Annotated in this window: 22 protein-coding genes and 2 rRNA genes; 10 read left to right on the top strand and 14 right to left on the bottom strand. The window is 45.3% G+C overall.

The window, feature by feature from the left end:
* On the top strand, nt 1-1,229 hold a 1,229-nt coding region (locus LAY57_RS10070; RefSeq protein ID WP_249066288.1), incomplete at its 5' end, for a M23 family metallopeptidase.
* A 309-nt stretch (nt 1,230-1,538) separates the two neighbouring features.
* On the opposite strand, the gene LAY57_RS10065 is transcribed toward LAY57_RS10070, so the two are convergent.
* Complete coding sequence (locus LAY57_RS10065) at nt 1,539-2,207, bottom strand: riboflavin synthase (protein WP_249066287.1); 669 nt, start codon at nt 2,205-2,207, stop codon at nt 1,539-1,541.
* 327 nt (nt 2,208-2,534) lie between these two features.
* On the opposite strand from LAY57_RS10065, the gene LAY57_RS10060 reads away from it, so the two are divergent.
* From LAY57_RS10060 to LAY57_RS10050, 3 genes are read left to right on the top strand one after another with little or no spacing between them, the layout of a single operon-like run.
* On the top strand, nt 2,535-3,026 hold the full coding sequence (locus LAY57_RS10060) for a bifunctional nuclease family protein (protein ID WP_249066286.1): 492 nt from the start codon (nt 2,535-2,537) through the stop codon (nt 3,024-3,026).
* Complete coding sequence (locus LAY57_RS10055) at nt 3,027-4,151, top strand: aldo/keto reductase (RefSeq protein ID WP_249066285.1); 1,125 nt, start codon at nt 3,027-3,029, stop codon at nt 4,149-4,151. It begins immediately after the preceding gene.
* Nucleotides 4,152-4,160: 9 nt separating this feature from the next.
* Nucleotides 4,161-4,658 carry a hypothetical protein gene (locus LAY57_RS10050; RefSeq protein WP_249066284.1) on the top strand — a complete coding sequence of 166 codons (498 nt, stop codon included), beginning with the start codon at nt 4,161-4,163 and terminating at the stop codon, nt 4,656-4,658.
* A gap of 585 nt (nt 4,659-5,243) precedes the next feature.
* On the opposite strand, the gene LAY57_RS10045 is transcribed toward LAY57_RS10050, so the two are convergent.
* On the bottom strand, nt 5,244-6,440 hold the full coding sequence (locus LAY57_RS10045; protein WP_249066283.1) for an extracellular solute-binding protein: 1,197 nt from the start codon (nt 6,438-6,440) through the stop codon (nt 5,244-5,246).
* Between the two features lie 213 nt (nt 6,441-6,653).
* The gene (locus LAY57_RS10040; RefSeq protein WP_249066342.1) at nt 6,654-12,110 is read right to left on the bottom strand and encodes a trifunctional serine/threonine-protein kinase/ATP-binding protein/sensor histidine kinase; all 5,457 of its coding nucleotides are present in this window, start codon (nt 12,108-12,110) and stop codon (nt 6,654-6,656) included.
* A 451-nt stretch (nt 12,111-12,561) separates the two neighbouring features.
* On the opposite strand from LAY57_RS10040, the gene LAY57_RS10035 reads away from it, so the two are divergent.
* Nucleotides 12,562-12,933 carry a hypothetical protein gene (locus LAY57_RS10035; protein WP_249066282.1) on the top strand — a complete coding sequence of 124 codons (372 nt, stop codon included), beginning with the start codon at nt 12,562-12,564 and terminating at the stop codon, nt 12,931-12,933.
* Nucleotides 12,934-12,962: 29 nt separating this feature from the next.
* On the opposite strand, the gene cobT is transcribed toward LAY57_RS10035, so the two are convergent.
* The 5 genes from cobT to LAY57_RS10010 all read right to left on the bottom strand — a co-directional run bounded on the left by cobT (nt 12,963) and on the right by LAY57_RS10010 (nt 16,612).
* Entirely contained in the window at nt 12,963-14,123 is a 1,161-nt protein-coding gene (gene cobT, locus LAY57_RS10030) for a nicotinate mononucleotide-dependent phosphoribosyltransferase CobT (protein WP_249066281.1), read from the bottom strand.
* 54 nt (nt 14,124-14,177) lie between these two features.
* A complete protein-coding gene (locus tag LAY57_RS36465) occupies nt 14,178-14,282 on the bottom strand; it encodes a hypothetical protein (protein ID WP_420839078.1) in 105 nt (34 codons plus the stop codon).
* Between the two features lie 61 nt (nt 14,283-14,343).
* On the bottom strand, nt 14,344-15,060 hold the full coding sequence (locus LAY57_RS10020) for a DUF2232 domain-containing protein (RefSeq protein WP_249066279.1): 717 nt from the start codon (nt 15,058-15,060) through the stop codon (nt 14,344-14,346).
* Between the two features lie 255 nt (nt 15,061-15,315).
* Complete coding sequence (locus LAY57_RS10015; RefSeq protein WP_249066278.1) at nt 15,316-15,831, bottom strand: universal stress protein; 516 nt, start codon at nt 15,829-15,831, stop codon at nt 15,316-15,318.
* A gap of 73 nt (nt 15,832-15,904) precedes the next feature.
* The gene (locus LAY57_RS10010; protein WP_249066277.1) at nt 15,905-16,612 is read right to left on the bottom strand and encodes a Crp/Fnr family transcriptional regulator; all 708 of its coding nucleotides are present in this window, start codon (nt 16,610-16,612) and stop codon (nt 15,905-15,907) included.
* 742 nt (nt 16,613-17,354) lie between these two features.
* Here LAY57_RS10010 and LAY57_RS10005 point away from each other — a divergent pair.
* Genes LAY57_RS10005 through LAY57_RS09995 form a run of 3 tightly spaced genes read left to right on the top strand, consistent with a single transcriptional unit; the run spans nt 17,355 to nt 21,175 of the window.
* Complete coding sequence (locus tag LAY57_RS10005) at nt 17,355-19,199, top strand: hypothetical protein (RefSeq protein WP_249066276.1); 1,845 nt, start codon at nt 17,355-17,357, stop codon at nt 19,197-19,199.
* 6 nt (nt 19,200-19,205) lie between these two features.
* Complete coding sequence (locus tag LAY57_RS10000; RefSeq protein ID WP_249066275.1) at nt 19,206-19,385, top strand: hypothetical protein; 180 nt, start codon at nt 19,206-19,208, stop codon at nt 19,383-19,385.
* A complete protein-coding gene (locus LAY57_RS09995) occupies nt 19,379-21,175 on the top strand; it encodes a hypothetical protein (RefSeq protein ID WP_249066274.1) in 1,797 nt (598 codons plus the stop codon). Before LAY57_RS10000 ends, LAY57_RS09995 begins: the two co-directional genes overlap by 7 nt.
* A gap of 266 nt (nt 21,176-21,441) precedes the next feature.
* Here LAY57_RS09995 and rsmD read toward each other — a convergent pair whose 3' ends face one another.
* Nucleotides 21,442-21,984 carry a 16S rRNA (guanine(966)-N(2))-methyltransferase RsmD gene (gene rsmD, locus LAY57_RS09990; RefSeq protein WP_249066341.1) on the bottom strand — a complete coding sequence of 181 codons (543 nt, stop codon included), beginning with the start codon at nt 21,982-21,984 and terminating at the stop codon, nt 21,442-21,444.
* A 94-nt stretch (nt 21,985-22,078) separates the two neighbouring features.
* On the opposite strand from rsmD, the gene LAY57_RS09985 reads away from it, so the two are divergent.
* On the top strand, nt 22,079-22,399 hold the full coding sequence (locus tag LAY57_RS09985) for a LysM peptidoglycan-binding domain-containing protein (protein WP_249066273.1): 321 nt from the start codon (nt 22,079-22,081) through the stop codon (nt 22,397-22,399).
* 154 nt (nt 22,400-22,553) lie between these two features.
* Here LAY57_RS09985 and hisH read toward each other — a convergent pair whose 3' ends face one another.
* Nucleotides 22,554-23,189, bottom strand: coding sequence for an imidazole glycerol phosphate synthase subunit HisH (gene hisH / locus LAY57_RS09980; RefSeq protein WP_249066272.1), 636 nt, complete (start codon nt 23,187-23,189; stop codon nt 22,554-22,556).
* Nucleotides 23,190-23,240: 51 nt separating this feature from the next.
* Here hisH and LAY57_RS09975 point away from each other — a divergent pair, with 51 nt between their 5' ends.
* Nucleotides 23,241-23,774, top strand: coding sequence for a pyroglutamyl-peptidase I family protein (locus tag LAY57_RS09975; RefSeq protein ID WP_249066271.1), 534 nt, complete (start codon nt 23,241-23,243; stop codon nt 23,772-23,774).
* A gap of 180 nt (nt 23,775-23,954) precedes the next feature.
* On the opposite strand, the gene LAY57_RS09970 is transcribed toward LAY57_RS09975, so the two are convergent.
* The 4 genes from LAY57_RS09970 to LAY57_RS09955 form a co-directional block, all read right to left on the bottom strand.
* A complete protein-coding gene (locus tag LAY57_RS09970; protein WP_249066270.1) occupies nt 23,955-25,292 on the bottom strand; it encodes a DUF7986 domain-containing protein in 1,338 nt (445 codons plus the stop codon).
* Between the two features lie 158 nt (nt 25,293-25,450).
* Nucleotides 25,451-25,900 (bottom strand): hypothetical protein, encoded by a 450-nt coding sequence (locus tag LAY57_RS09965; RefSeq protein WP_249066269.1) that lies wholly within the window; start codon nt 25,898-25,900, stop codon nt 25,451-25,453.
* A 238-nt stretch (nt 25,901-26,138) separates the two neighbouring features.
* Nucleotides 26,139-26,255, bottom strand: a 5S ribosomal RNA gene (gene rrf, locus LAY57_RS09960).
* 50 nt (nt 26,256-26,305) lie between these two features.
* A 23S ribosomal RNA gene (locus LAY57_RS09955) occupies nt 26,306-26,419 on the bottom strand; the annotation flags it as partial.

The following is a 26,419-nucleotide window of genomic DNA, read 5'->3' as shown; positions in this document are numbered from 1 at the left end:
CCTATCGAATCAGCCGTTTGCCCCAGACCCAACAAAGCGACGATTTGCCCCGTTCTTATCAGAAAAAACGTCTTCCTCTTGCCGATCGAACTACCTGGAAATCCCGGCGTCGAGATGTAAACGTGGCGGCAATTGGAAAAGTAAATATTAATCCGATAAATATCAGTCCCAGAAATATTGGTCTGGGCAAACAAGGTAGTTTTAAAGGTCGTAGCACTCCCAGCGAAAGCGCGATTAATAGCGAGATCAGAGGCAATGAAACTCTCCCCAATCCAGCATTGACCTACTACTATAAGCAAGGGCAGCCATCAGAAGCAGAAGTGGGCAACAGCAATCTACCAATAATCTTTCCATTGGCTATTCCTGCCGAAATTACCTCTGTGTTTGGCTGGCGAATTCATCCGATCAGCGGCGATCGCCGTTTCCACGCCGGGACAGACTTAGGTGCGCCAATGGGAACGCCTGTTTTGGCCGCTCATGCTGGCAAGGTAGCGATCGCAGACTTCTTAGGCGGTTACGGCTTGTCGGTTGTCCTCCGTCACAACAACGACACTCAAGAAACCCGCTACAATCACCTCTCAGAAATTTTAGTCCAGCCAGGAGAGTGGGTGGAGCCGGGAACTGCGATCGGGCGCGTTGGTAGCACCGGCAACTCGACTGGCCCTCACCTCCACTTTGAAGTTCGGGAGCAAACACGGGAAGGCTGGATCGCTATAGACCCACGCGCTCAACTAGAGTATAGCTTGGCTCAATTGGTCAAAATCTTTAAAACTGCTCAAGCGATTAAGGAACCAAAGGCTGACAAAAAACCTCAACAGCCTCAAGCTAACACCCAGCCACCTGAGCGCGAGATACCTAATATTCAACCATCTGAAATCCCTGTTCCTAAAATTCAGGAAACTTACTCTCGATCGCCGGAAATACCTGTTTCTGAAATTCAGGAAACTAACTCTCAATTACCAGAAATACCTGTTTCTGAAATTCAGGAAACTAACTCTCAATTACCAGAAATTACTGTTCCTGAAAGCCATGAAACAAACTCTCAATTACCAGAAATACCTGTTTCTAAAATTCAGGAAACTAACTCTCAATTACCAGAAATTACTGTTCCTGAAAGCCATGAAACAAACTCTCAATTACCTGAAGCTATAATTCCTAAAGCTCAGTCAATTAATTCCGACTCACCTGAAGTACCATTACCTAACTCGCAACCTTCCAACACCAATTAGACTGACGATGTAAAGTTTGGTCTGGCGGAGCTAAAGAGTGGAATCTGTTGTCATCGGAGGTTAAAATTTTACCGCAGATGTTGGCGTAGCCTGACCGTAGGGTAGACAGATAAACGCAGATAAGAGAGGATTTTTTTAGGGAACCCCAGGGTGGGGAATATGGGATGTAGATTGATAAGCTGCTACGCATCTAATTTGATAGTCAGTTTTTCTGAACTTCTTGTGGGATGGGCAGGAAAGCCCGTCTTTGTATGTCAATTCATGAATTGACTCTACATCTGTAGCCAACATTTAGGTAATCCATATTAACTAAAAATAGCCGTGTTCTATCAAAAATCCAGGTGTAATCTCATCGTTAGTCGCCGCCACGCCGCCCGAACCCGAACGGAGCAATTTTTCGATATATTTACCCAAAATATCGCCTTCTAAATTTACTAAACTACCCGTCTTAAGATAATAGAGATTCGTTTGGGCAAAAGAATGGGGAATCACAGCCACTTTAAACCAAGTGCCCGCCAAGTCACAATCCGCCACAGTCAAGCTGACACCGTTGACAGCAATACTGCCTTTAGGGACAATATAACGGGCGATCGACTCAGGCGCTGTAAAACCAATCTCCCAAGAATTTGTCGTTTGTTCTACTGCTTGCACGCAACCGATTCCATCCACATGACCCATAACAAAATGACCGCCTAGCTTGCTGCCAACCCGCACAGCAGTCTCTAAATTTACCCAAGCATCCTCCGAGTGTCTCTGTTCCAGGGTCGTCCGCTGTAAGGTTTCTCTGGAAGCAGCGGCTACAAATCCTACCGGCAAAATCTCCACCACCGTTAGACAAACCCCGTCCACCGCGACGCTATCGCCAATGGCGAGATCCGGCAAAATCTGGTCTGCGGTATTGCCAGCGCAAGTTATCCGTAAATTATCGTTTCCTTGCAGTTCAATTGTGCCTAAACTTTCGATTAATCCTGTAAACACTGGTTTTTAGCTATAAATAATCGCTTTTTGCACAGTTTGCTTTATCTAGTCCCCAATGCAACTATCTAGCCAGATCGAAAGTCTAACTTTTTGATCGAATTCCCGATCTCTAGTTAGGATCGGCGTCAAGTCAGGGCATACTGGGATATAAAGACGATTCTATTAAACCGCTTTGGTTGACTTAACCTGGTCTTGAGAGCCAAGATTTTGTCAATCGATTACTCTGAAAAAACATAAGTACATTGGTACTTGCCCAAAGCTGCTGAGTACCAGTTTATCCTTTTAGTTTAACCACTCTTTGCCCAAGGTATTCTAGAGGCCAAGCCAATGATTGAAATGAGAGTCGCTGGAATTGCACTGGATGCAATCACACGCAGCCCAATTGTGCTTCTGAAAGATTCGACAGACCGAAGAGCTCTGCCGATTTATATTGGTCAGGATCAGGCTAAGTCAATTATTGGTGCGCTGGAAAACCAAACGCCTCCTCGGCCCCTCACCCATGACTTGTTTGTCAATCTTTTAGAAGCCTGGGGAATGACTCTAGACCGGATTATCATTCATTCTCTACAGGACAATACATTTTACGCCATTTTGACAGTCCGACATGGAGATGTCAAAAAAGATATTGATGCTCGTCCTAGCGATGCGATCGCTCTCGCCCTCCGCACCCGCAGTCCCATCTGGGTGATGGAAGAGGTGATTGCCGATGCTTCCATACCTGTGGATCGGGACGCTGATGAGGCTGAACGGCAAGCGTTTCGAGCATTTGTCGATAAAATCAGACCAGAGGATTTTATCGAGCGGGGCGGCTTCAGCTAAATGCAATACCGAAAGTTTGGCAAAACGAATTTGCGCCTCTCGGTGTTTTCCCTGGGGACTATGCGCTATTTGGATTCCGAAGAAAATGCGCGGCAGACTCTACAGCAGGCTGTGGCGCTGGGTATCAATCACTTGGAGACTGCTAGGGGATATGGCAAAAGTGAGGAGTATCTGGGCGCAGCATTAAAATATGGCTTAGGGGTGCCGCGATCGCAACTCTATATCACTACAAAGATCCCACCCACAGCTGACCCCAAAACCGTGTCTCAGTCGATCGATGAGTCCCTAGACCGCCTGAAACTAGATTATATAGACTGTCTGGCAATACATGGCTTGAATACGCGATCGCACCTAGACTGGGTACAAAACGGCTCCATCAAAGCAGTACAGCAAGCTATTGCCGATGGGAAAGTCCGACACTTTGGCTTTTCCACCCACGGCTCCTTGGAACTAATTCTGGCGGCAATAAATACAGATTTATTTGAATTTGTCAATCTGCATTATTACTATTTCTTTCAAAGAAATGCCGCAGCTGTTGAACTTGCTCACCAAAAGGATATGGGTGTGTTCATCATCTCACCAGCTGATAAAGGAGGACTTCTTTACACACCGCCCCCAACTCTCAAAGATTTATGCCATCCACTGTCACCCTTGGAGCTAAACTATCGGTTTCTATTAAGCGATCGTCGAATTACCACCCTCAGCCTGGGTGCCGCCAACCCAGCCGAACTAATTGAGCCTTTGAAGGTTGCAGACAGCGATTTCCCGCTCACAACCCTGGAATTAGAAGTTTTAGAACGTTTGCAAACTCATCAAACCAATGTCTTGGCAACAGACAAGTGCAGCCAATGCTATGCCTGCCTTCCTTGCCCAGAAAATATCAACATTCCCGAAGTCCTTCGCTTGCGGAATATGGCTGTCGCTTACGACATGACAGAATATGCTAAATACCGCTACGGAATGTTTGAAAACGCTGGACATTGGTTTTGGGGTATGAAAGGAAATCGCTGCACTTCTTGCGGCGACTGTCTGCCCCGCTGCCCAGAAAAGTTGGATATTCCAGCCCTCTTGGAAGACGCCCACGAGCGTCTTAACAGAGAGGCCGGTCGGCGTCTTTGGGAATAAAATTTAACCATGAAAGTAAAAAGAAAGAAGACGTTTATTTTTTGTCTTTTGCCTTTTGCCTTTTTCCTCTTATCATCTCAGATATTGCTGGCACAAACACCGTCAGATCGCACTACTACCCCTCAAAGAAACAGGTGCCGAAATATCATTACTGAAAATACCATTTCCCAGACTGGTGTGACAAATCCTAGTCTTTGGTGGGCTTCAGAACGGTTTGGCGGTCAACTCCTCGATACCTGGTTGGTTTGTCAAGATGAGCGTCGGGTAACTATTATAGTGAATCGGCAAGTATGGACTTTACTCGATTATCTGGAACGCTATGAATTTGTTAACCACTTTGGTGCAGTTAGCAGAGATTACGGCTACAATCTTCGCGTTCTAAATCAGCAACGGGGGGTTTTAGCCACTTACACTTGTAATTTCAGTGTTAGCCCAGCAACCTGCAATCTTTGGATCGATACGATCGGCAGGGAGGGTTTTCAAAGACCGTCTGCGACTAAATTTTAGGGGCTAGAACACCGATTCATCGGTGGTTAAATTTTTACCACAGATAAAGACAGATGAACACAGATGAACACAGATAAGAGGGGGAATTTTTTAGGCAACCGATGCCACCGGATATGATATTATACCAAATCCGGGTTAACTACCTCCTTTTTCTTGAAGCCCGCGTAGGCGGGCTTTGTACGCGCAAGCCGCGACTTTAGTTGTAGGGTAAAAATTAACAAAAATAATTAGGACTTGTTGAAAAAATGTAGAAGATAATACAGGTAAGGGTTTTGAGCCTTTTTTGCGTAAGCAAGTGCAAGTTTTTTAGATATTTTGGCTCAAAACCCTTGCCTTTTTTGGGGAAATAGTTTGCTCCCATTGGGGAACTGGGCGACGAACCCCATATTTTTCAAGCCCTTTAGCCTCTGGATTCGTTCTGTAGACTTATTCAGCAAGCCCTAATTACAATTGGTTAGGGTCAACGCCCTGGAGTTTAGACTATCGCACCTGGATTACAATAGTCTAAACACCAGTCGCTTATCAAGCGTGCGATTCGACCAATGACCAATCTAAAATCCAAAATCTAAAATCTAAAATTCCCCCCTAGCCTTTTTCATTGCTCGATCGATCGCGAACTCCTAACCCCTGAAAGCGAATTTCTCTCCATAGGGATTGGTATTCTTGGAGAGTCTTTTGGGAAAGGGAAAGCAGGAATTCGCTGTTTTGCACAATTTCTGCTGTTGGCAATACCACCCGATTTCTGTCTGTATTGGCGAATTCAGCTAGGTTCTTGCCAGCTAAAATGGGCGAGGCTGCTTGGGTAAAACGAGATAGTAAACGCGCAGTATCCGGTTGCCAACAGAAATCAATCCACTGTTGGAGTAAATCGGGGCTAGTATTGGCACCGGCGGGGCGTACCCACAAGTCTGTCCACAGTGCGGTGCCAGACTGGGGAACCACGGCTGCAATGTTACGATAACGCTGCATGGCGGGCAGAACGTCGGTAGACCAACCAACTGCTAGATAGGTATCTCCCAATATCAAAGGTTGCAGGTAGGCATCGGAACTGTAGAATTTGGCTTGCTGGTGTAGCGCTAGGAGTTCCTGTTTTAAGTTGGGAATTTTGTCTAGTCGATCGCTATTGTAGGAATGACCGAGTTTTTTTAAGGTTAAGCCGATGACTTCACGCGGTTGGTCGAGTAAAGAAATGCTAGAGCTAAATTCCTTTCGCCATAGATCGGCCCAATCAGTAGGCGGCTTCCAGCCATTCGACTCGAATTTATCCCGACGATACGCAATTACCGTGCTACCCCAGCGATAGGGTGCGCCCCAAATTTTTCCTTTCGGGTCTGGTTTGCCTTGGTCGTTGCGCCTTACCAGTTCTTGCCAGCGTTGCGGCAGTTGGGGCCATAGATCGAGCTGTTTTGGGTCTAGGGGTTGAATCAGCTTTTTTGCGATCGCCTGGGTTAACCAGTAATCACCCAAAGTTACCAAGTCTGCAATCGGAATCGCCCTTTCTTTCCCAAAAGGTAGCGGTATGTTTGACCACCAATTATTCGCCTTTGGTTTCTCCTGCCAATTTTGCAGTTGGGCAAATAAATCTTTAAACTGAGTTTCCGCTGCGAAATCCAACCCAGCTGATTGTTGGAGTTCTTTACGAAATTCATTTAACAGCTGGGCTGGGATCGAATCTTTCAGCAATCTGACTTTCAGAATTGCCTGTTGCTGACCGCTACACCCTGAGAGTAGCCCTGAAACAGCCAACGCACTGCTGCCAACTAAAAAAGACCGTCGTTTCATTTAATTTTATATTTTGGATGCAAGGATTTTTGTTTTTTTGTTTCTAGTATGCCAAATTATTATACCGCTTTGCGACTGAATGAGATCGTGTCCTTACGCATCGTTTACAAAAAAAAATCTGTTCTTGTTCTTATTCTTATCTGCGTTGATCTGCGTTCATCATCTCTTCATCTGCGGTAAAATTTTAACCAATGAATGTATGTTAGTATCTTATCACTTCTGCGATTCTATAAATGCAACATTGGCCTTCACCGGAATTGAGATCGCAAACTCTGCACCTTGACCTAAAGTTGAGTTCACTTCTAGCGTACCAGAGTGTTTCTCCACCACGATTTGACGAGCGATCGCCAATCCCAAACCCGTTCCTTTCCCTACTCCTTTGGTAGTAAATAAATCATCAAAAATCTTCTCTCGCACCGCTTCACTCATGCCCACACCATTATCTTTTATGTAAATCATTACTTGTTTTTGGTCTGGAGATAACGCTGTTTTTATCGTAATTTGATTGGCGATTTCGGCATAAATACGCCCTTGGTTGGATTCATCTAAAGCATCGATCGCATTAGCCAACAAATTCATAAATACTTGATTTATCTGTCCTGCATAACCCTCTACTTTCGGCAAATCACCGTATTTCTTGATGACCCGAATCTCTGGGCGCGTGTCATTGGCTTTGAGGCGATGTTTGAGGATCATAATTGTGCTGTCGAGGCCGTCATGGATATTGAAAGAAACGGGGCGATCGCTATCGCCCCGCGAAAAGATCCGAAGACTGGTGCTAATAGCTTTGATTCGCGTCACGCCTTCGTGCATAGAACCCACTAACTTTGGTAAGTCTTCCCTGATATAATCGAGGTCGATCGCTTCAATTTCCTCTTGAATTGCCGCACTATAATTAGGATATTCTTGCTGAAATAGATCGATTAATCCAAACAAATCATTGATATAATCTAAAGCAGGAGTGATGTTACCACTAAGAAAGCCAACGGGGTTGTTAATTTCATGGGCTACCCCAGCTACTAAATTACCCAATGCCGACATTTTTTCACTTTGGACTATTTTTACTTGTGCCTGTTTGAGGTCAGTAAAGGCTTGTTGGGATTCTTGATAAAGACGGGCATTTTCCAAGGAAATAGCAGCTTGAGCGCAAATAAGATTCAGCACTTCAACCCGATCGCTCGTAAATGCCTCCACCGTCAAGTTATTTTCCAGATATAAAATTCCGATCAACTTGCCTTGATTGAGAATTGGAGTGCAAAGAACACTTTTCGGCTGGTGCTGTTCGATATAGCGATCGCTTGCAAACTGAGGATTTATCCTAGCATCGGCAAGTACCAGAGGTTTCAAACTCCGCTTAACAGTATTCACCAAACTAATCGCCACATCCTGACTTGATTGTAAAGGCATCGGTGGTAATAGCGCAGGTTCCTGTCCCTCTTCTACCAGGGCTACTACCTGTAACTCCCTATCTTGTTTTAGCAGTAAGACACACTTATCTGCCCCAGCATTCGTAATGACTATTTTTAGCAGAGTAGTCAGTAGTTTATCTAGTTCAATTTCCCCAGAAATAGCTTGAGAGGCTTTGAGTAGAGTAGCCAAATCTAGAGCTTCAGAGACGCTGCTAGAAGAACGGGTAGAAGCGATCGTTCCCAGAGCGATCGTTCCCTTGAAGGATGTAGAGGAACGAGATTGCTGAAGGATGGGAGCGAGGAGTTGAGGATAACGTTGTTCTAAATCAGTGACTTTAGCTTTTGCTCCCCAACGACTGTAGGCATAGTAAGCCTCGATCGCATAAATTTGGGCAAATTTTTCTTTACCCCATTCTAGGTAAAACTTTGCCGCCAGTTCATTAGCTAGTGCTTCTTCGTTGAGGAATTGATTTTCTTTAGCGAGGGAGATGGCGCGATCGTACAAATCTATTGCTTCGGCTTTATTGCCCAAAACCCGTTGTTTTTCTGCCTCAACTAAATACCATTTATGCAGATGATTCATCGGAGCATTTTGCGCCCATTGGTGCAAAGTGGTTTGATGAGTTTCCACCTGAGCGAGAATTTCAGCTTGCTCAATTTCTGGCTGTGTGGGGAAAAGTGCTAGGTGGGTGAGGGCGGCATAGAAATGAAAAATGGGAATAAAAATCATAGCTGATACTGCCATCAAATATTGTTTGGCTTGGGCGCTATGCTCTAGAGCAGCCGTATAATTGCCAAAAAAGTAGGCAAGGAGAAGTTTGTAGATGTAAGCAAAGGCGATCGAAGTAAGATCGTTGTCCCGATGATGCTTAGGAATCATCACCGTTTCATCGTAGGCATCACCAATTAAGCAATCCGACAGAATACGAGTTTCCCTCAAGTTCTGCACTGCCTGCTGCGCCATATCCAAATAAGTCCGGGCAGAATATTGTTTTGTCTGCACTAAGACAGCCCTGTAACCTGCTATTTCTGGCTCCCAAGTGTCCAATTCTACCCCACCAAAAAGGTTGGCATTGAAGTAATTGATCATGCAGTAGCCAGCGTTGAGAAAATCACCCGTTTCCATACCAGCCGCATAGCCATCTTTAACTGTCAGCATCATTGCCCTCAGAGATTCCTGACGATGCTGAATAAAGCCGCCAAAAAGAAGTAGAACTGTACACTTGAATTCCCGCACATTAAATCCGTCAAGCAAGTTCAGTGACAATCGCCCAAAGCTATAGCCCGTTTCCACTTCTTCTAAAAAGGCACAGAGTACCATACCGTGAATTGCATACCCCGCCGTTGATGCGGGTGTATTCCCATACTGGAGCGATAAACTAACCATCGTCGCGCTCAGTATAGGCATTAATCCGGGCATTCCCTGGAAGACAGTTGCAAATAACATTCCTAACAGTTGCATGGCTGCCTGAGTTTGGCGATCGCTCATTACAGGTAGATCGATTAGTTCCTCAATCCCTCTGCCGCTTTGTTGGCTGGCTAGAGTCTGTAGCGCTTTACTAATTTTGGCTTCGTCAGGTGCAGTGGGGAGTTCAACCCCCAATTGCCCCAAGGCATCTCTGGCTATTGCAATGGCTTCTAACATCTTGCTCTGGGCTGTCTGTGCGACGATTTGAATTTTGTAAATTTTGATTTTGTCTAAAATCGTCTGAGCTTCTTGTAACACCAGTGCTGCCATCTGTTCCATGCAGTCAAGATCGGCATTCAAATAGGCGGCTTCGGCAGCAGCAACATAAAGATTTATGGTCAATTCATATTGAGTTTGCCAGCAGTTGACTGTCAGTAGCTCAATTCCCGTTTGTAGATAGATATTTGCCGCAGAGTATGCTGTAGAATTTCTAGCCTTCTGTCCGGCTTTTAAGTTAAGTTTAGCTAAAGTTTCCCGTTCACTTTGTTGAGTAATTAACTCTTCTCCTTGGTTCAAATGCCTGACAATATCAAATAGTTTTTCCTCTTGCTGTATTTCAGAGGAATTTTGTAGAAGCAATTGTCCGATTTTGAGATGGGTTGCTTTTTTCTGCGAATCTGGAATCAGGGAATAGGCGGCTTGTTGGACGCGATCGTGTAAGAATTTATAAGTTGGGTTTGCAGAAGACTCGATGGCAGATGGAGAATCTGTTTGAATGAAGAATTTATAGATTTCCGTAGTGGGAAGAATGAAACCTTCTTGTAAAGATTTCCAGAGAACTGCTGCTGTTTCTTCAGGCGACGTCTCACCCACGATCGCCAGCGTATTTATATCAAACTGCGCTCCAATACAAGCAGCTAATTTGAGAACTTCTTGAGTGTGCGTCGGTAGCTTCTGCAATTGCAGTGCCATAAATTCGACGACATCATCGGTAATAGCTAAAGCTTTGACTTGAGCAATATCGCATTGCCACCCCCCTTGAGTTTCCTTACCAAGGAGGGACTGAGGGGGGTAAAATTTAATTAGCCCATCGTCATGTAATGCCTTGAGGAACTGGGTGGCAAAGAAGGGATTACCTTGAGTTTTTTTATACACTAATTCTGTCAAAGGTTGAGCCAGGGGCAAATCGCAATTCAGCGTATCCGCTACCAACTGATTCATATCCGCTAAACTCAACGGTTGCAGCGTAATCGTATTCACCGTCGCCCCAGACTTGACAATTTCATCTACTGTCAGGATAAAGGGGTGAACGGGCGACACTTCATTATCCCGATAAGCACCCAACACCAATAAATGCCCCGTATCCTCCATCAACAGTTGTAATAACTTCAAAGATGCGCCATCCGCCCATTGTAAATCGTCCAAAAACATCACTAAGGGATGTTCTGCTGTGGTAAACACTTGCACAAACTTTTGCATCAGCAGATTGAAGCGATTTTGTGCCGCACTTCCTGACAGTTCTGGTGCAGAAGGTTGACTACCAATGATGCGCTCTAATTCAGGAATGACTTCGATCAGCACTTGTCCATTGTCTCCAACTGCTGATAAAATTCTGGTTTTCCAGATTTGTAACTGAGGATCTGATTCTGATAGCAACTGACCCATCAAATCCCGAAAGGCTTGCACAAAAGCCGAGAAGGGAATATTCCGCTGAAATTGGTCGTATTTGCCTTTAATAAAATAACCGCGCTGACGAACAATCGGCTTATGAACTTCATTCACCACTGCGGTTTTGCCGATGCCAGAAAACCCTGCTACGAGCATCATTTCTGTGCTGCCTTGGCTGACTCGTTCAAAGACCGCTAATAAATTATCAACTTCAGTTTCTCTGCCATATAGCTTTTCGGGGATGAGGAAACGGTCTGTAATATCCCGCGTTCCTAATACAAACGTCTCAATGTTACTCGTTTCTTGTAATTGAGCGAGGCAAATTTCTAAATCGTGTTTCAATCCTAATGCACTTTGATAGCGATTTTCTGCATTTTTTGCCATCAGTTTACTGACAATTTTGGATAAAAGTAAAGGAACTTTTGGCTGAATTTGATGTGCCGGAATGGGCTGTTTGGCTAGATGACAATGCACTAACTCCATTGGGTCGTCTGACACGAAGGGTAACTGTCTTGTGAATAATTCATAGAAGGTAACACCGAGGGAATAAAAGTCGCTACGATAGTCAATGCCTCGATTCATTCTTCCTGTCTGTTCTGGGGAAAGATAGGCTAATGTTCCTTCGAGGATGTTGGGATTCTGGATTTCTTGGGTTTCGCGGGGAAGCAGGGAAGAAATACTGAAGTCAATCAGTTTGATTTGTTTGTTATCTGGGTTAATGAGGATATTGGCGGGTTTGATATCTTTATGAATAACTCGGTTTTGGTAGAGATAGTGGAGAATGTCAGCTAGTTGCAGAGCTAGGTCTAGAAAGTTTTCTAAAGATAAAGATTTAGAGGGTTGGTTTTGATCTGTCGCTACCTTGAGATAAGTAGACAGGGAGACTCCTCCAAAGTCCTCCATTATCAAAGCATAGGCGTTTTTGTAAGGTACTAAATCGAGGGGTTTAACAATACTGGGGAGGTTGAGATTTTTGGCAATGGTATATTGGTTGCGAAACTGCACCAATTCACTGAAGTTGGGGTATTCGTTTCGCAGCAGTTTGATGACGACGGGAGTGCGTAGGCGCAACGCCGAGCCGTCTTCGGCATCGCTCTCTCGAAAACCCCGATATACTAGAGTGCGATCGCCTGCATAAAGTTGTTCTGTGATACGATGCCCCAGCAGGTGAGTAATTGCATTCATTTTCCAGTCCTCAAAAAAAATTTGGGTCACTACACTTCCTAGTTTACCTAGCAGCTACCAACTTAAGCTGGGACATTGTTGCCCCCCTTTGCCCCTGCCCCCCATCTTGGGGGGAAATCTTATTCCGTTCGATTTTTGCTAACATTCATTAACAAAAACTTCCTGTTTCATCTGGGACCCTTCTTGGGCGGGTGAGGGCGAGACTGTCCCGGCTTAAGTTGGTAGCGTAATTTCTGCAAATAGTCAGAAAAACCGCGCCATAATTGTTAGCAGGGGAGGATAGTAATATTCTCCTATTCAGCCCAGCGATAGAGTTTGAAGTTTTTTGACAATAGATAGAAGTGTTTGTTCAGGTAATCTGCTTCAAAAATTAAATGATTCTATTGTTAGAGAGAGTTAAACTATTTGTTGCATAGGATGAAATAATAAATTAGTAAAATTGGGGATTGGAATGGAATCCATACGAAATCAAGTCGTCGCTGTGAATAATAAAGTTGATGCACTCTACCAAATGGTGGAGCAGCTAACTAGCCAAATATCCGAGGTTGTCTCTGAAACAAGGCGGACGACAGGATCTAGCACTGATTCCTCGGCTTGGAAGCTCAGTGATGCACGCTATCCCTATAAAGGGAGCAGAATGGATTCTGCAATGGCACATAAGGATGTGCTGGCAGATAACAGCTATGTAGACACTGGTTCTCACAACCGCGAAAAAGAGTTGGCACCAGAAATTCAAATCCAGCGACTAACGGCACAACTAACAGCAGCGTACAATCGCATCGCTGCATTGGAAGAACAGTTACTGGCTCAAAGAGTCCATTAAAAGGGCTGTTTAGCCTAATTTCATCTTTATTAGGCGCAGTATCGCTCTACTAATGCTTCTATGGCTTGGAGAAGTTCGGTTTGCTTCCAGCCTGCGTATAGATGAGCTGCGATCGCACAAGCACCAGCTCCCATACCTTCTTTCACGTATCCCTGTTCATAGGCTTGCAGCTTTCCGTAACGAGAAGTGGCAAAACTCAGCTGAGTTGCCAGTAGGGGTACAGAGCCAACAATTTGCGCTAATCCAACCGTGTCGCCGCTAGGATCTTCTACCACCCAGCGGGTTGTTCCCACGACGATTTGTTCCGGTTCCCAAACCAAGGAATATTCTTTGGCTATTGCCTGAATCAAAGCATAAACAGCCAGCATTTGCGTTCCACCGGCAAGCATGACGCCACAGGTGCGCGAGGCGGCGATAGCCATCCCAGCTACCGCCACTTGCATCGGGTCTCCCACGGCGGCGACTACTTGTAGGGGATCGATCGATTTTGGATTTTGGATTTTGGATTTTGGATTGGGAATTTCTGTCTGGGCATCACTTTGCCAATCTCCCACGCTTCCAAGTCTGGCACTTTCTAATCCGGCCTGCACCAGAGCCCACTTTTGGTCATGATTGCAAGTGGGATGGCTGCTGTTAACCTTCCCCGCAGCGGGAACGCCTAAGCCAGTTAAAACAGCTAGTGCGGTGGTGGTTCCCCCCACCACGCACTCCCCTAAAACTATGAAGCCAGAATCGCTTACAGCCGCTAGCTTTTCGCCCCAAATTAACCCCTCCTCCCACAAATGGCGTACCGTTTCCAGTCGGAGGGCCTTACCCGAACTCAGACAGCGAGCGGCCCTACCTCCTAGATCGATCGTCGGTACAGACGGCGGCTGGGGCAAACCAGCATTAAACAGATAGAGTGGCAGTGAAAGCGCTTCAACTACCGCACGGGAAATCAGTACCGGCGAGGCACCCTCGTGTAGGGGTGGCAAGGGATATTTGGGCTTAGATACGGGGCCACTGTACAAAAATTCTGCATCTGCTAAAGCAGTAAATTGGCGGTCTAGGGGAGTGCGTCCGGCGGCAGAAATACCAGGGATCGAGCCGGTTTCTGTAAATCCCAACACGCAAGCAAACACTGGCTGGCGACCTCGATATTGCCGCAGCCACTCGTTTCCCTTCTCCACCTGCGTGTAAATTTTAATCATTGGCTAAATTTAGGGGCTAGAAAAGTCAAAAGTCAAAAGTCAAAAAATAATTAATTACCACTGACAACTGACAACTGACCACTGACCACTGACCACTGACCACTGACCACTGACTAATGACCACTGACCACTGACCACTGACCACTGACCACTGACCACTGACCACTGACCACTGACCACTGACCACTGACCACTGACTAATGACCAATTTTCTTTTGACTTACTCTTCGTAATCCAGGAGGACTTGTATCCAATTTGGAGGCTGAGGAATTGGATTACCCAGGCGTTCTAATAGCAGCCATGCGGCCAAATGTACGACTAACAGATAAACCAGGTTACTCAGAAGTACCATCCCCACTGCGAATACCTGAATCGCCACTAAACTTGGCTCTATAAGTAACCCCAGTTTCAGAAATACCCATTCCAACATCTGCGTCACTTGCGTGATTAGATAAACCCACACATCTTCGCCCAGCAGAATTGAAACCAGCCAAAAGCGAAAAAAGAATCCAATGGTTCCCAAAAGCGTACCTAAGCATATAGATACAGCCCAGCCGGTTTGGCGTCGCCAACAAGCCCCCAGCAGAACTCCCAACAAACCATAGGGGATCAAAAACTGAATGCTGCGCGGTGGGCCCATCAGCACCGATAGCAGCAATCCCGAAACCAAAGCTGCCATCCAAGCCGCTCGCTTGCCCCACCGCAGGTATAGCAAGGCAATAGGCACTGGGAAAAATATTCGCAACAATGGGCCAAGGGGAAAATAGTAGTTAACCAGCCAAATCAAACTGGCGGTACTGGCTAAAAAAGCGGTTTCCACCAGCACCAAAGGGGCTTCGGCCCGAACTTTTGGCTCGGACAGATGAGGATTGGAAGCAGAAGAGGCTACAGGCTCTCTGGCAGCCGATTCAGGGCTCTCTTCAAAAGACTCACTCATGTATTAGGGGCTAGGGGCTAGGGGAAGAAGGGTCTAATCAAGGGTTTGGTGGAATTGAGAATGTCCTAACCGCCAAGGCGGTTGCTATAAATCCCAAAAGGTAAGCTGTCGCGCATCTAAGTTGTAGTTAGGGACGGGCGAGACGCCCATCCCACAAGAATTTCATTAAATTGACTGTAAAATTTAGGTGCCAAGCAGCTTAGCAGATCTACTTTAGTATGCGATCGCATAGGGTATGCCGCTCTTACCTTTTCCTCACACTAAGGGTTGGCTATCGCCCGATTCCGTATTCACCGCTTGAATTATCAAAACCGAGCAGGCAGCATGGTGCATTACATAATTACTTACACTGCCCATTAAAGCTTCTGTTAATCCCGTCCTACCCCGCCGTCCTAGCGCCAGCAAATCTGCTCCCCAGTTTTGAGCGGCTTCACATATACACAGGCTAGCTTCACCAACCTGGCAATCAAAGTCCGTCGCCACTCCCTGCTTGTTCGCTGTTTCGCAGTAGCTTCGCAGCATAGCCTGCGCCTCTTCCAGCCGTTTTTCCGTCAGCAGAGGGTCCGATCGATAGGTATAACCTGCAAACTCTGGATAAAAACCCATCTCCACAGGCATCGGCCCCATCGGTTCGCCGATCGTCTCGTTTGTCAGGCAATGTAGAAGCCTTAGACTGGCACCATTTGCTTTTGCTAAATCCAAAGCCCGATCGAAAACAGCCTTGCTTAAAGGCGAGTAGTCTAGCGCAACAAGGATTTTCTGAAAACCCATCTAGACCTCCAAAATCTTCCCACTTTCAAATTAGCTCAACGAAGAACTTCTGCTTTGCTTTCGTGGCATTACGTTAAATTATCAGACGTTCTAAAGCATTCACATCGGGAATGCGAAGCATATCCGGTTCCCGCTTGATCAAGCTCTTTTTCTCCATCTTCGTCAGCACTCGCGTCACCGTCTCCCGTGCCAATCCGCTCAGACTGCTCAATTCCCGGTGCGGTAAATTTGGAATTTCAGTACCCTCTGTCGTGCGCTTACCCTGCCCATCGGCCAAAAATAGTAAAGTATCTGCCACCCGCGACATACTATCGGATTCCCGCAAGCGGAGTCGGCGATTCACTTGACGCAAGCGTCGCCCCATCAACTGTGCCAGACGGACTCCCGCCATCGGCTCCGTGTAAATCAAATTAACAAAATCCTGAGCGGGTAGGTTGCCAATTATCGTAGGAGCCAGAGTAATCACGTCCGTAGAGCGGGGCACCTCATCAAGTGCCGCCATTTCGCCAAAAATCTCTCCCGTTCCCAAGATGTTCAGCGTTACTTCTTTCCCATCTAGGTTATAGGTGCGAATCTTCACCCAACCCTGTAATATAAAGTAAACCGAACTACCCCAATCATTCTCCAGCAAAATCACCTGATTTGCCGGATGGTTGCGACTGACTAGGTGGGCTGTCGCTTTTTCGACAGCCGACTCTGGTAAACCTGTAAAAAAAGGAGTAGAGCGAATTAGTGTATTCACATTTGTATTCGTTTCGCGAGGAGGTACTCGGTCTTGCATGAGGCCATTCTGTCGTTAACAGTATCTAGTGAAGTACCCCAACTAAGCTTTGCTATAGTTGGGGCTTCCAACTAGAACAAGAACTTAGGACGGTTTTATTCGTCTTTGGAATTTCCCGTCTCATCCGCTGTTGCCACCGTAGGAACTCTCTTGCGAGTGTTCGGGACTAAACCCGATGATGGTCTTACACAGCGTCCACAGGCAGCAACCCGCCTTCCGCAGGTCGTTATAAACTTTTATAAGGCAGACTCACCTTGGATTTACAAGGGTGGCACCCAAAACGTTCAATCTTGTTGCCATACCAAGCTTAACTGAGCGTGACTGGAAGGTATTGTATAACCTCATGGGATAGAAAGCACTCGTTAATTTTGATTATGCTGTCTATTCTTGCTGTTCCTAGCATACACTTTGTCTAGCATCACGTGACGATCGGCTTTGCGATATTCTTAAAATACCGGCGCAAGAAAGCCCTATCCTTTCGGCAGCCCACTACTTTAGGAGTTCTATTTTGCTCAGGAGTCCAATTTTAACTCCTTTTGTGTCTCCTGCTATACCGTGGTTAGATGGTGGTGAGAAGTCCCGTAAGCTTTGAGTATACTTAAGTACCATAAAACTGATAGGATCGTACTTACTTAAGAGCTAACTTTTTTATGTATACTTCTCACGGGCATAAATTGACAGTTTGGTAGGGCGCATTTGCACTTAAGCTGCTGAAAAAATCAAGAGTGGCAGGGGTTCCATCGTGACGTTTCAGACGGATAAAATTCAGGCAGCGATCGCAGAGATTGACGACGCACTTGGCAAAAGCCGAAAATTTAGCCTGGGTTGGTTTAATTCAGGAGCTAATGCCAAACAACGTCGGGTTTTAGAACGAGTTCGCAGCAGTCTTCAGACTCTCCAGCAACAGTTGGCTTCCAGAGGCGAAGTTGAGGTAGCCCAAACGCAAGGGGCAAAACTGGTTGGTGAAATGCCATTTGTGCAGGCTCCATCAGCGCTCCAATTTCAGTCAGTTGAAGCTGACTTGAATCGACAAAAGACGCCTCAGCAGATTTTGCAAGCAGTTGTGGAGGAGATGGGGTATCTGCGAACGTTCTACGAAAAGGCTACGACGTTGACTTCTCTGACGGAGCAATGCCAAGCAGATTTAGAAGCTTTACAGCAGCAGCGGCAAGTTTTGGTGGCCCAAATTCAGCAACTGGAGCAACAGCGACAAAATTATGCTTCGCAACTACAAGCCGAACTAAAGCAAAAAGCTTGGGGATCGCTGTCTGAGACGGAAACAAGCCAGCAGACGACTGAAAATATTTCGTCCGAGCAGGATAGCGCTTTGTCGGGGGAGGAAGTAGAGTTAGCGCCAAGGCAGGTAATACCAGATCAAACGCAAAACGCGATCGCTACTTCGGAGCTACCGTTACCTTATGCTGGCGCTGAACTAATCGTTCCGTCAATGATGATGTGGGAGCAACTCCCCACCAAACAAGAAGTTGGAGCTATAGGCGATAATACTAATTCTGCTAGTGATGAAAGCTATCCTGCCGAAGATCTTAATCAAGAAAGCCTCATCGATCGTCGTGCAGATCGAGAATTTAACCTTCTTGACATTGCTCAAAGCGCTCCTCCAGCGTGCCGTCTCGAAGATGCACCTCAGTTGAGGGAAGCTTATTATGGAACGGTAGATCCAGAAAATGAAGTAGATTTTGGGCTAAACGATCGAACTGACCAAAGCTTTGACAGCAGTGAGAAACTTCTTTCCTTGGGATCGGGAGAAATTCTTTCTTCTACTCAAAACTCTCTGGATAATATCAGAGAAAGCAGGAACCTAGAAAACTTTGAAACAATAGCAGCTCTGACTGATTTAATAGAGGCTACACCCCTGTCAGAAGCTGATTTTCTGGGAGATGAAGGGCCTCTAGCACCAGAAATGGCCGAACTTGGAGTAGGAGAAAGCCCCAGTCTGGAAGCAGGAAGTTTCCTACCAGCATCGCCAGATGAAGATTTGCTGCCAACAGGTGAGCTAGAGGGTAAGTCCAATCTAGATATTTGGCTCGCTAAGAATATGTTAGAGCAGTTGAGCGAAGATCTTTCTACGCTTGAGGGTGTTGATTCGCAATATATAAAAGAACAAGGGGATGTTTTGCAGGCAAGGGATGATTCAAAGCGTAACTCGATCGAAAATACAGAAATCGATCTCAATCAGGAGCCGATTCCGACAGCCTCAGCTTATCTCCCCAGTCGTGAAGATGGATACAAGAACTTTTCTGGTGATGGAAAAACTGATGAAGAAATCGCCGAATCACCATTGAGCTTTGAACAGCAAGTAGAAACAGCATCTGATGAAACGAAATCTGAATTACAGATCGAGTCTCATCCTCAGATCGAACAACTAGAACCGGAAATAGACTTAAATCCAGGCGATGCTGTTAGAAGAGAAGAAATTCCTTGTACGATACCAGACGAAATTTTGGCTGAATTTGACGATCTTTTTGGGGAATCACTCGAAAAAATTACCGAAAATTCAGATGCAGATCTTGATTTAGATCAACGATCGATCTCTACAGAGAATCAAGAACAGGAAAAAAAAAACTAGCGGCTAGTGAACAAACTACGAACAGTGGAGCAGGCGATCGTACCCACACACGCTCATACCCATACAGTAGCACTCCTGCCCAAGCAATACTCCCTCAGCCCCTTCCCCCACTCCCTCCCTCACTCCCTCCGATTTGGTACTTGGGAATTGACGTGGGTACAACAGGGATTTCCGCTGCCTTGTTAAATCGCTCAACTCGCCAGCTGTATCCAATTGGCTGGGTATACACAGGAGAGAGGGATTCAACCGAGCCTACCTTTCGCTTACCAGTTATGGTTTCCGAGGGTACGTTACTGCGGAACTTTAAGCCATACTTAAAAGTTGGTCTGACCTACTATTGTGCCGAAACGGATAAGTGGGAGCCTGTGTTGCAGCTGTCTGGTGCAACCACAGCGACGCTCAAAGAGATAAGTCAAATACTGGAAGGACTACTAGCTACCTTAAATCCCAAGGAATTGCAGATTTCAGAATTGGGAGAGCAAATTGAACAATCTGAAATCTCAAATCTGAAATTAGCAAAAGATACTTCATTTTTAAGCGTTAATTCTCAGTATAAGATCGCAGCAGTTGGTTTAGAGCCGGAAACGCTTCGTTTTGCCCTCTCCCAGCTGGCTGGCGCGATCGTCAGCTGTCCCGCTTACTGGCCCGAAGCTTACCGTTTCAACGTGCGCGAAAGCATCTTGGCGACTTCTTTGGTGGCGAGTCCCGATCGCATTTGCTTTGTTGAGGAAGCGATCGCATCCTTGCTTGCCGAACTCTCTTCCGATTTGTTAATAGAAAATAAAAAAGAACCGATCGCTGAGGACTTCCAACCGACATATCCAAAATTCGATCGGCGAGGTGCTACCTTGATACTCCACACTGGAGCTACTACGACAGAACTAGCTTTAGTGGATTTACCTACGGATATCCAGGATCTAACTTACGCTGACTTTAACCTCCGTAGTTTTGCTTATGCAGGCTCTTACCTCGACCAAGATATTATCTGTCAGTTGCTTTTGAATCCTGAATTTGGTTATTCACTCAGCACTCAAGATAAATTACTTAGTATTGATTTAAACTTGCCACTACCGGGTGAACCAGATTTGCCAACTCGCTACCTTTTACAACAGAGATTAGAAAGTTCTACCTTTGGACAAACTCTGTTGGAATCGGCACAATATGTGAAGCTGACATTGCCGCATCAAGACAGTTTCACATTAGAAATCGGTGCATACCGTTGGGTTTTGCGGCGGCAAGATTTGGAAAACCGTGTTTTTACGCCTTTTATTCAACGCCTGAATCGGGAACTGAACACCCAACTAGCACTGCTGGGTATACCAGTAGAAGCAATTAGTCAAGCCATTTGTAGTGGTGGAACTGCCTTGTTACCGAGCGTAAACAATTGGCTGCTCCAAAAACTCCCCAACGCTAAAATTATCCATGAGTCAGGAGTTGTAGGGGTAACTCATAAGTTGTCTCTACAGGAGTCAGAATCTAAAATCCCAAATCCCAAATCCCAAATCCCAAGGGTTGCGGTGGGACTGGCAACTTTACCTCTCTATCCTCAAGTATTTGATGAATCTAGGCAACAATATAGTGATTATTTTTTGCTGATGGAACTTCTACGGGTATTTGGGAAAGAACCGCTCTCTGTAGGGAAAATTATGCACTTACTGGAGCGCAAGGGGATTAATACCCTTGCTTGCCAAGGACGTATTTTGGCCCTTCTGGAGGGAGATCTTCCGCCTAGTCTCATTCCTTCTGAATCAGATGCGAACCTGCTGAGTCAGGATTCGTGGCAAAATCCTGACTTCCTGGCGCTTAGGGGTAAAAAACTGTTTGATAAAGAAGATAATCAAACTTATCGCCTTAATGGGGAAAATTGCGATCGCCTGCGCGATTATTTGAGAAGGGTGCTGGAGCAAACTGACCAAAAATTAGAGGAACCCTACGCGGTTTACTGGTTAGCATCGGAAGGTAAGGAAAATCAGTAGACCGAAAACTTTTGCTCTAGCGCCCGTCCAGCCTGTTGTTCTAATTGCTCAATGCGCTGCCCCATTGACGCCACCATTTTTTTGACGCTGGCGGGTGTTCTCTCCCAATCCGATGGGGGGTGAGGTTCCCTTTAAATTATAGCTAGGGACTAGGGGCTAGGGGCTAGGGGCTAGGGAAGAGGGAAGAGGGAAGAGGTTACTCCGTAAGGGATTATGGACTTCATGTAACAGTTGGAGTTGGCTTAATCGCCCTGGCGGTTGCTATACTAATTCTGACAATAAAACCTTAAAGCCGTATTCCCATAAACTTTTTGGCGGCAAACTTCCAAGGAGGGAATCTCTTCCACATTCCATAAATCTGGACTGTGTTCTACTGCGATCTCACCGTCTTCATCTAGGAGGTGATATTGTGCGATCGCATCCAACACCGACTCATACAAATCGCTGGCGTAAGGCGGATCGAAATAAATGCGATCGAACTTCTTTCCTTCCAGCATTTTCAATCGCTGCACAACATCTCCTCGCAACACCTCAAAAATCTGTCCGGTTTGGACTACCTGCTGCCAGTTTTGTTGTACAATAGCACAGGCGCGACTTGATTTTTCAATTCCCACCACATAACTAGCACCCCGACACAAAGCCTCCGCACCCATCGATCCTGTACCCGCACACAAATCTAGCCACCGACAATCTTCAATTGTGCCTTGCCAAATGTTAAAAACAGCCTCCCGCACTCGTGCTAAAGTAGGTCGGGTGGCTTGACCAGGCAAAGTTTTCAATTGGCGATTACCGTAAATTCTCAGACTCATAACAGAAACGAAAAAAATATTAATATTTGCTGCCAACTTCACAAGCTTAAATATCTTATTGGTTAGTCCATCACAAATCGGGAAAAACTTATTTATGACTCAGACATACATTGTCAAAAAAGGAGACACTCTGGCGCAGATAGCCGAAATGTTCTACGGAACTCGTAATTGGAAACCAATTTACGAAGCGAATCGTAAATTAATTGGGCTTGATACCAATACAATTGTTCCCGATCAACAACTTGTCATTCCCGACTTATACACTGTTCAAACTGGAGACACTTTGACGCGGATAGCCAAGAGTTACTACGGAAATCCATTCGATTGGCCTCGAATTTACCGGGCAAATCGCGATGTAATTGGGGACAATCCTCGCCAAATTATTCCCGGTCAACTACTTGTAATTCCCTATTAGAAACTATTGATAGAACAGGATTCAGTAATACTTACTGATGCCTTTTTAGCTTCTACAGGCGAAGCATTCGGGCATAAAATATAGGGGTAGGCGATAGATTTTCTACCCGAATGCTTCGCCCCTACTATTACTATTTCTACTCCTGCTATTTTCACTAGACGAGAACAGGACTTTGTACTTGCACCACGAAATTAGACAGAATTTGTAACCCAGTAGTAGAAGATTTTTCGGGGTGAAATTGGACTGCCATTAAGTTATTTCGGGCAATTGCAGCTGTCACTTTTTGACTGCCGTGGGTCACAGTAGCGGCGCAAACTTTGGGGTCAACTGGGTCAACATAGTAGGAATGGACGAAATAAACCCAAGACTCAGAAGACAAACCTTGCCAAAGTGACACATTTGGTTGGGTAAACTCCAGTTGATTCCAACCCATATGGGGAATTGTGAGTCCGGGTTCGGCGCGAAACCGTCGCACAATACCGGGGATAATGCCTAAACCAGGTTCATTGCCTTCTTCGCTACGATCGAATAAAATTTGTAGACCCAGGCAAATGCCTAAGAAAGGTTTGCCGGAAGCTAGAGCCTGTTTGATTGGTTCGACTAAACCGCGCGATCGCAATTGTTGCACAGCTGGGTCGAAAGATCCCACTCCCGGCAACACCACTGCATCCGCCTGCTCGATATCTCTTGGAGAATCAGTTATCTTAGGGATTGCACCAGCTTTCTCCAACCCTTTGCAGACTGAGTGCAGATTCCCCATGTCGTAATCCACAACAGCGATAAGTGACATCGATCCATTCCCCTTATTGAGTCTTGATGACTGTCTCCATTTTAGTTGTATATGACTAAAAAAATCCTGCTGACATCATTTACCACCTGGCTACCCCATCAAAAGTCTAATTCATCTGATGATTTATTGATAGAATTTGCCAAAAGTACACATAGGAATCCTCCCGTTGCCACATCGCCATCTTTAACTTTTTTGAGGCAATTGCCGGTTGATGTTCAGCAAGCAAGCACTCGTGCGATCGCCCAAATAGACTCAATCAACCCCGATATTATCATCTGCTGTGGCATGGCAGAGTCACGCCAACAACTCACTGTGGAATCTAATGCTACCTCAGCAAAGGATATGATTAAAACTTGGGTAAATATCGAGCAATTAATTGCAGATTTAAAAGTAACAGAGATTAGTCACGACGCCGGTAAATTCGTCTGTGAAGGACTTTATTATTCAATCTTAAAATACTTGCGCGATCGCAAACTAAACATCTGGTGCATCTTTGTCCATGTCCCGATTATAACTCCAGATAATATGGTTAGTATTAAGACGGATTTCTCAGTAATAATCGACAGGTTACCACTTTTAAACTGAAGCCACACATCCAATTGAAAATTTATGAAGTTGGTTAAAGTACACTGATTGGTAAAGCTTTCAAATTTTAGATTTCAGATTTCCTAATCAACTCAGCACGCGGCGCGAAAGCACTACATAGCGAACCATTAACCAAAAATTTTAAATTTGAAATCTAAAATCTGAAATTCTCAGTAAATTCTATTTTCCAAACCCTGTGGCTTCCTTTTTTGGCGCTTTGGGTTTAGACTTAGATTTGTTAACTTCTGCCACAGCTTCTTGAAACAGATTGTGCAAATGTTCGGGAACACTCGCAATTTCTGGTAATTCTGGTTCCAGTGGTTTATTAAATTCCTGAAGCAAACTGTCTAAATTGCTTTCCAGACTAAAATTCGGACGCCCTAAAACTCCTTCCAACACCTTTGCCAACTGAACTGGGTACTGTTCCGCTAACCGATGCCAAATGAAAACATTAATTGTAGGTTCTTCTAAGTAGTGGCGAATTAGTTTTTCAGCATTAGGGATACTTTGCCAATCTTCTGCTTCTAAAATTCCCTTAAACTTAGTATAAGTCGGCAGAAACATCTGTCCCCAGCGGGGATGAGCGAGAACTGTCACTTCTTCAGCTTTTTTCAGGTTGTCAGGCAACTCAACTTTGGGCATCATCATTTTTGTATTTCCCTTTTTGCCAAATAATTGGGAAACTGTTTTTGAATCAGCACCAGCTTCTTCAGCCGCAGCTTTAATTTCTTCTTCTGAAATGCCAGCTTCTTTAGCTATTTCTTCCAGCGATTTAGAATCATCAATACCTGCTGCTGCCAGCCTTCGCTTAGTCATTACTTCTTGAAATTCACTCAGCTTTTTGTTTAGCTGATAACCCGGCATAATCAGTTCATCGCTGCCGAAAAAGTCAACAAAGTCCTGATGAAATTGCTCTACAGACTGCCACGCTTGCTCTAGCAATTCGGGAGCATCGCTGTAAAGATGTTTCTTGTGGTTCTGCTTAAAGTTACCAATTGCTACTGCCAATTTAGGTTTGCCTAAATTACCCATTGGCGAACAAGGGCCAGAAAACATCCAGTAGCTATCGCTAACAGGAGAAATGCGGGTGAGTAAAATTTCTCCTAATTTAAACGAAGCCATTTCCTCTAGTGTGCGGGGGTCGTTTGGCTTGACAATATAATTCTTGGCTGTAAGCCAGTTTATTAGCTCAAAGCCATCTGGTAGAATTTGGGTAACAGCAAATAAGCCAAGAAAGCTGCGTCGCCAGTTGTTGAGAAGAGTGCGATCGCTTTCTGATAATTCTGGCTGACTTTCCAAAAACAAATCCAGCGGTGTCTTATCCCCGACTTTCCCCTCAGTGATAAAGGTATCAATTAGCAGGTTTTTCTCGTCAGCAGCATCATAGCGATTGTCTTGAGATTTTGCATTGACAGCAAAGTAAGACTCCAGCGCTACCGCCAAGTCTCCTTCCGCCTCAAGGACAAATTCGATTAAATCTTGTTTGAGTTGGCGCGATCGTTCCAGAATAGCATCCACAAGCTGACCTCTAGGTTACAATCTTGTATATTAAGGCAAAAACAACGCTATCGCTCGTACATACTCGCTGATTTCCGCAGCTTTTCTATTTATTAGCATAAGCAATAGCACAGAAAACGTTTTTGGGAACTTAAAAGTAAATGGGTTATTGAAAATAACTATTCGCCTGGTTGTGGAAAGTAAAGGTTTTCCCGCATCCTTCGCTGTTCAGGATCAAGACACTCATCTGGCCCAAAGCTGGATAAAGGGTTGCATCTGGAAGATTGAGCCGAAGACTGTAGTTGCTGCGTGATTGATGCTGCATTGCACAGTGTTATGGTGGTTCTTCCCTCCATCCGGCAAAAAGGCACCTCTGCTGCATAACTACTATTAGGCTGGTCGAAAAAAGGCTCTGTACGAATTACGCGGATAGGAAGATTTACTCTGCCTCTAGATTCAACAGGTCTGCCGTTAGAATACAACTGTGCAGGAACAGCTTGTGTGCTGTTTCTATCTGGAATCCAGACGTATACATCTCTACCCATTGCTGCATCAGCTAGTAAGCAACCAAAGCTTAATGGCAAAAGCGCACCCAACCCTAATAGTGAAAATTGTTTAAATTTCATCATTATTTTTTTGTGTAAAAATTTATTCTGCTTAGTCTAACCGCTAAAATAGTAGAAATAAGCAGAAAAGTCAATACATATTTACAGTTTGCAATAAATTAACTTCTCTTAGTTAGTGGGGAGCAACGAAGTGCTAATCCCTATCAGGGATTGAAATATAACAGCCGCTAGTCATTAGCTTACAAATAAATCAAAAGCTCTCTTCCTGGATTAAGAAAGAGAGCTTTTGCTATGAATATTAACCTGGCACCGAGCTATTTTCCCAGGCAGTTACCCACCAAGTATCTTCGCCGCAGCAGCGTTTCACCACCGAGTTCGGGATGGGTCGGCGTGGTTCCACCGCGCCAAAAGCACCAGGAAAACTGTGAGGGCAGAGCCCTGAAGACTGCACAGCAACGTTAAATAATTGAGGTCAAGCCCTCGGTCGATTAGTACGCCTCGGCTGCACCCATTACTGAGCTTCCACCTAGCGCCTATCAACAGGTAATCTACCTGAGACCTTACTGGATTACTCCATGAGAG

This window comes from Argonema antarcticum A004/B2 (assembly GCF_023333585.1).
GTDB classification, from domain to species: Bacteria; Cyanobacteriota; Cyanobacteriia; order Cyanobacteriales; family Aerosakkonemataceae; genus Argonema; species Argonema antarcticum.
This window is presented reverse-complemented; position numbering and strand designations above follow the sequence as displayed.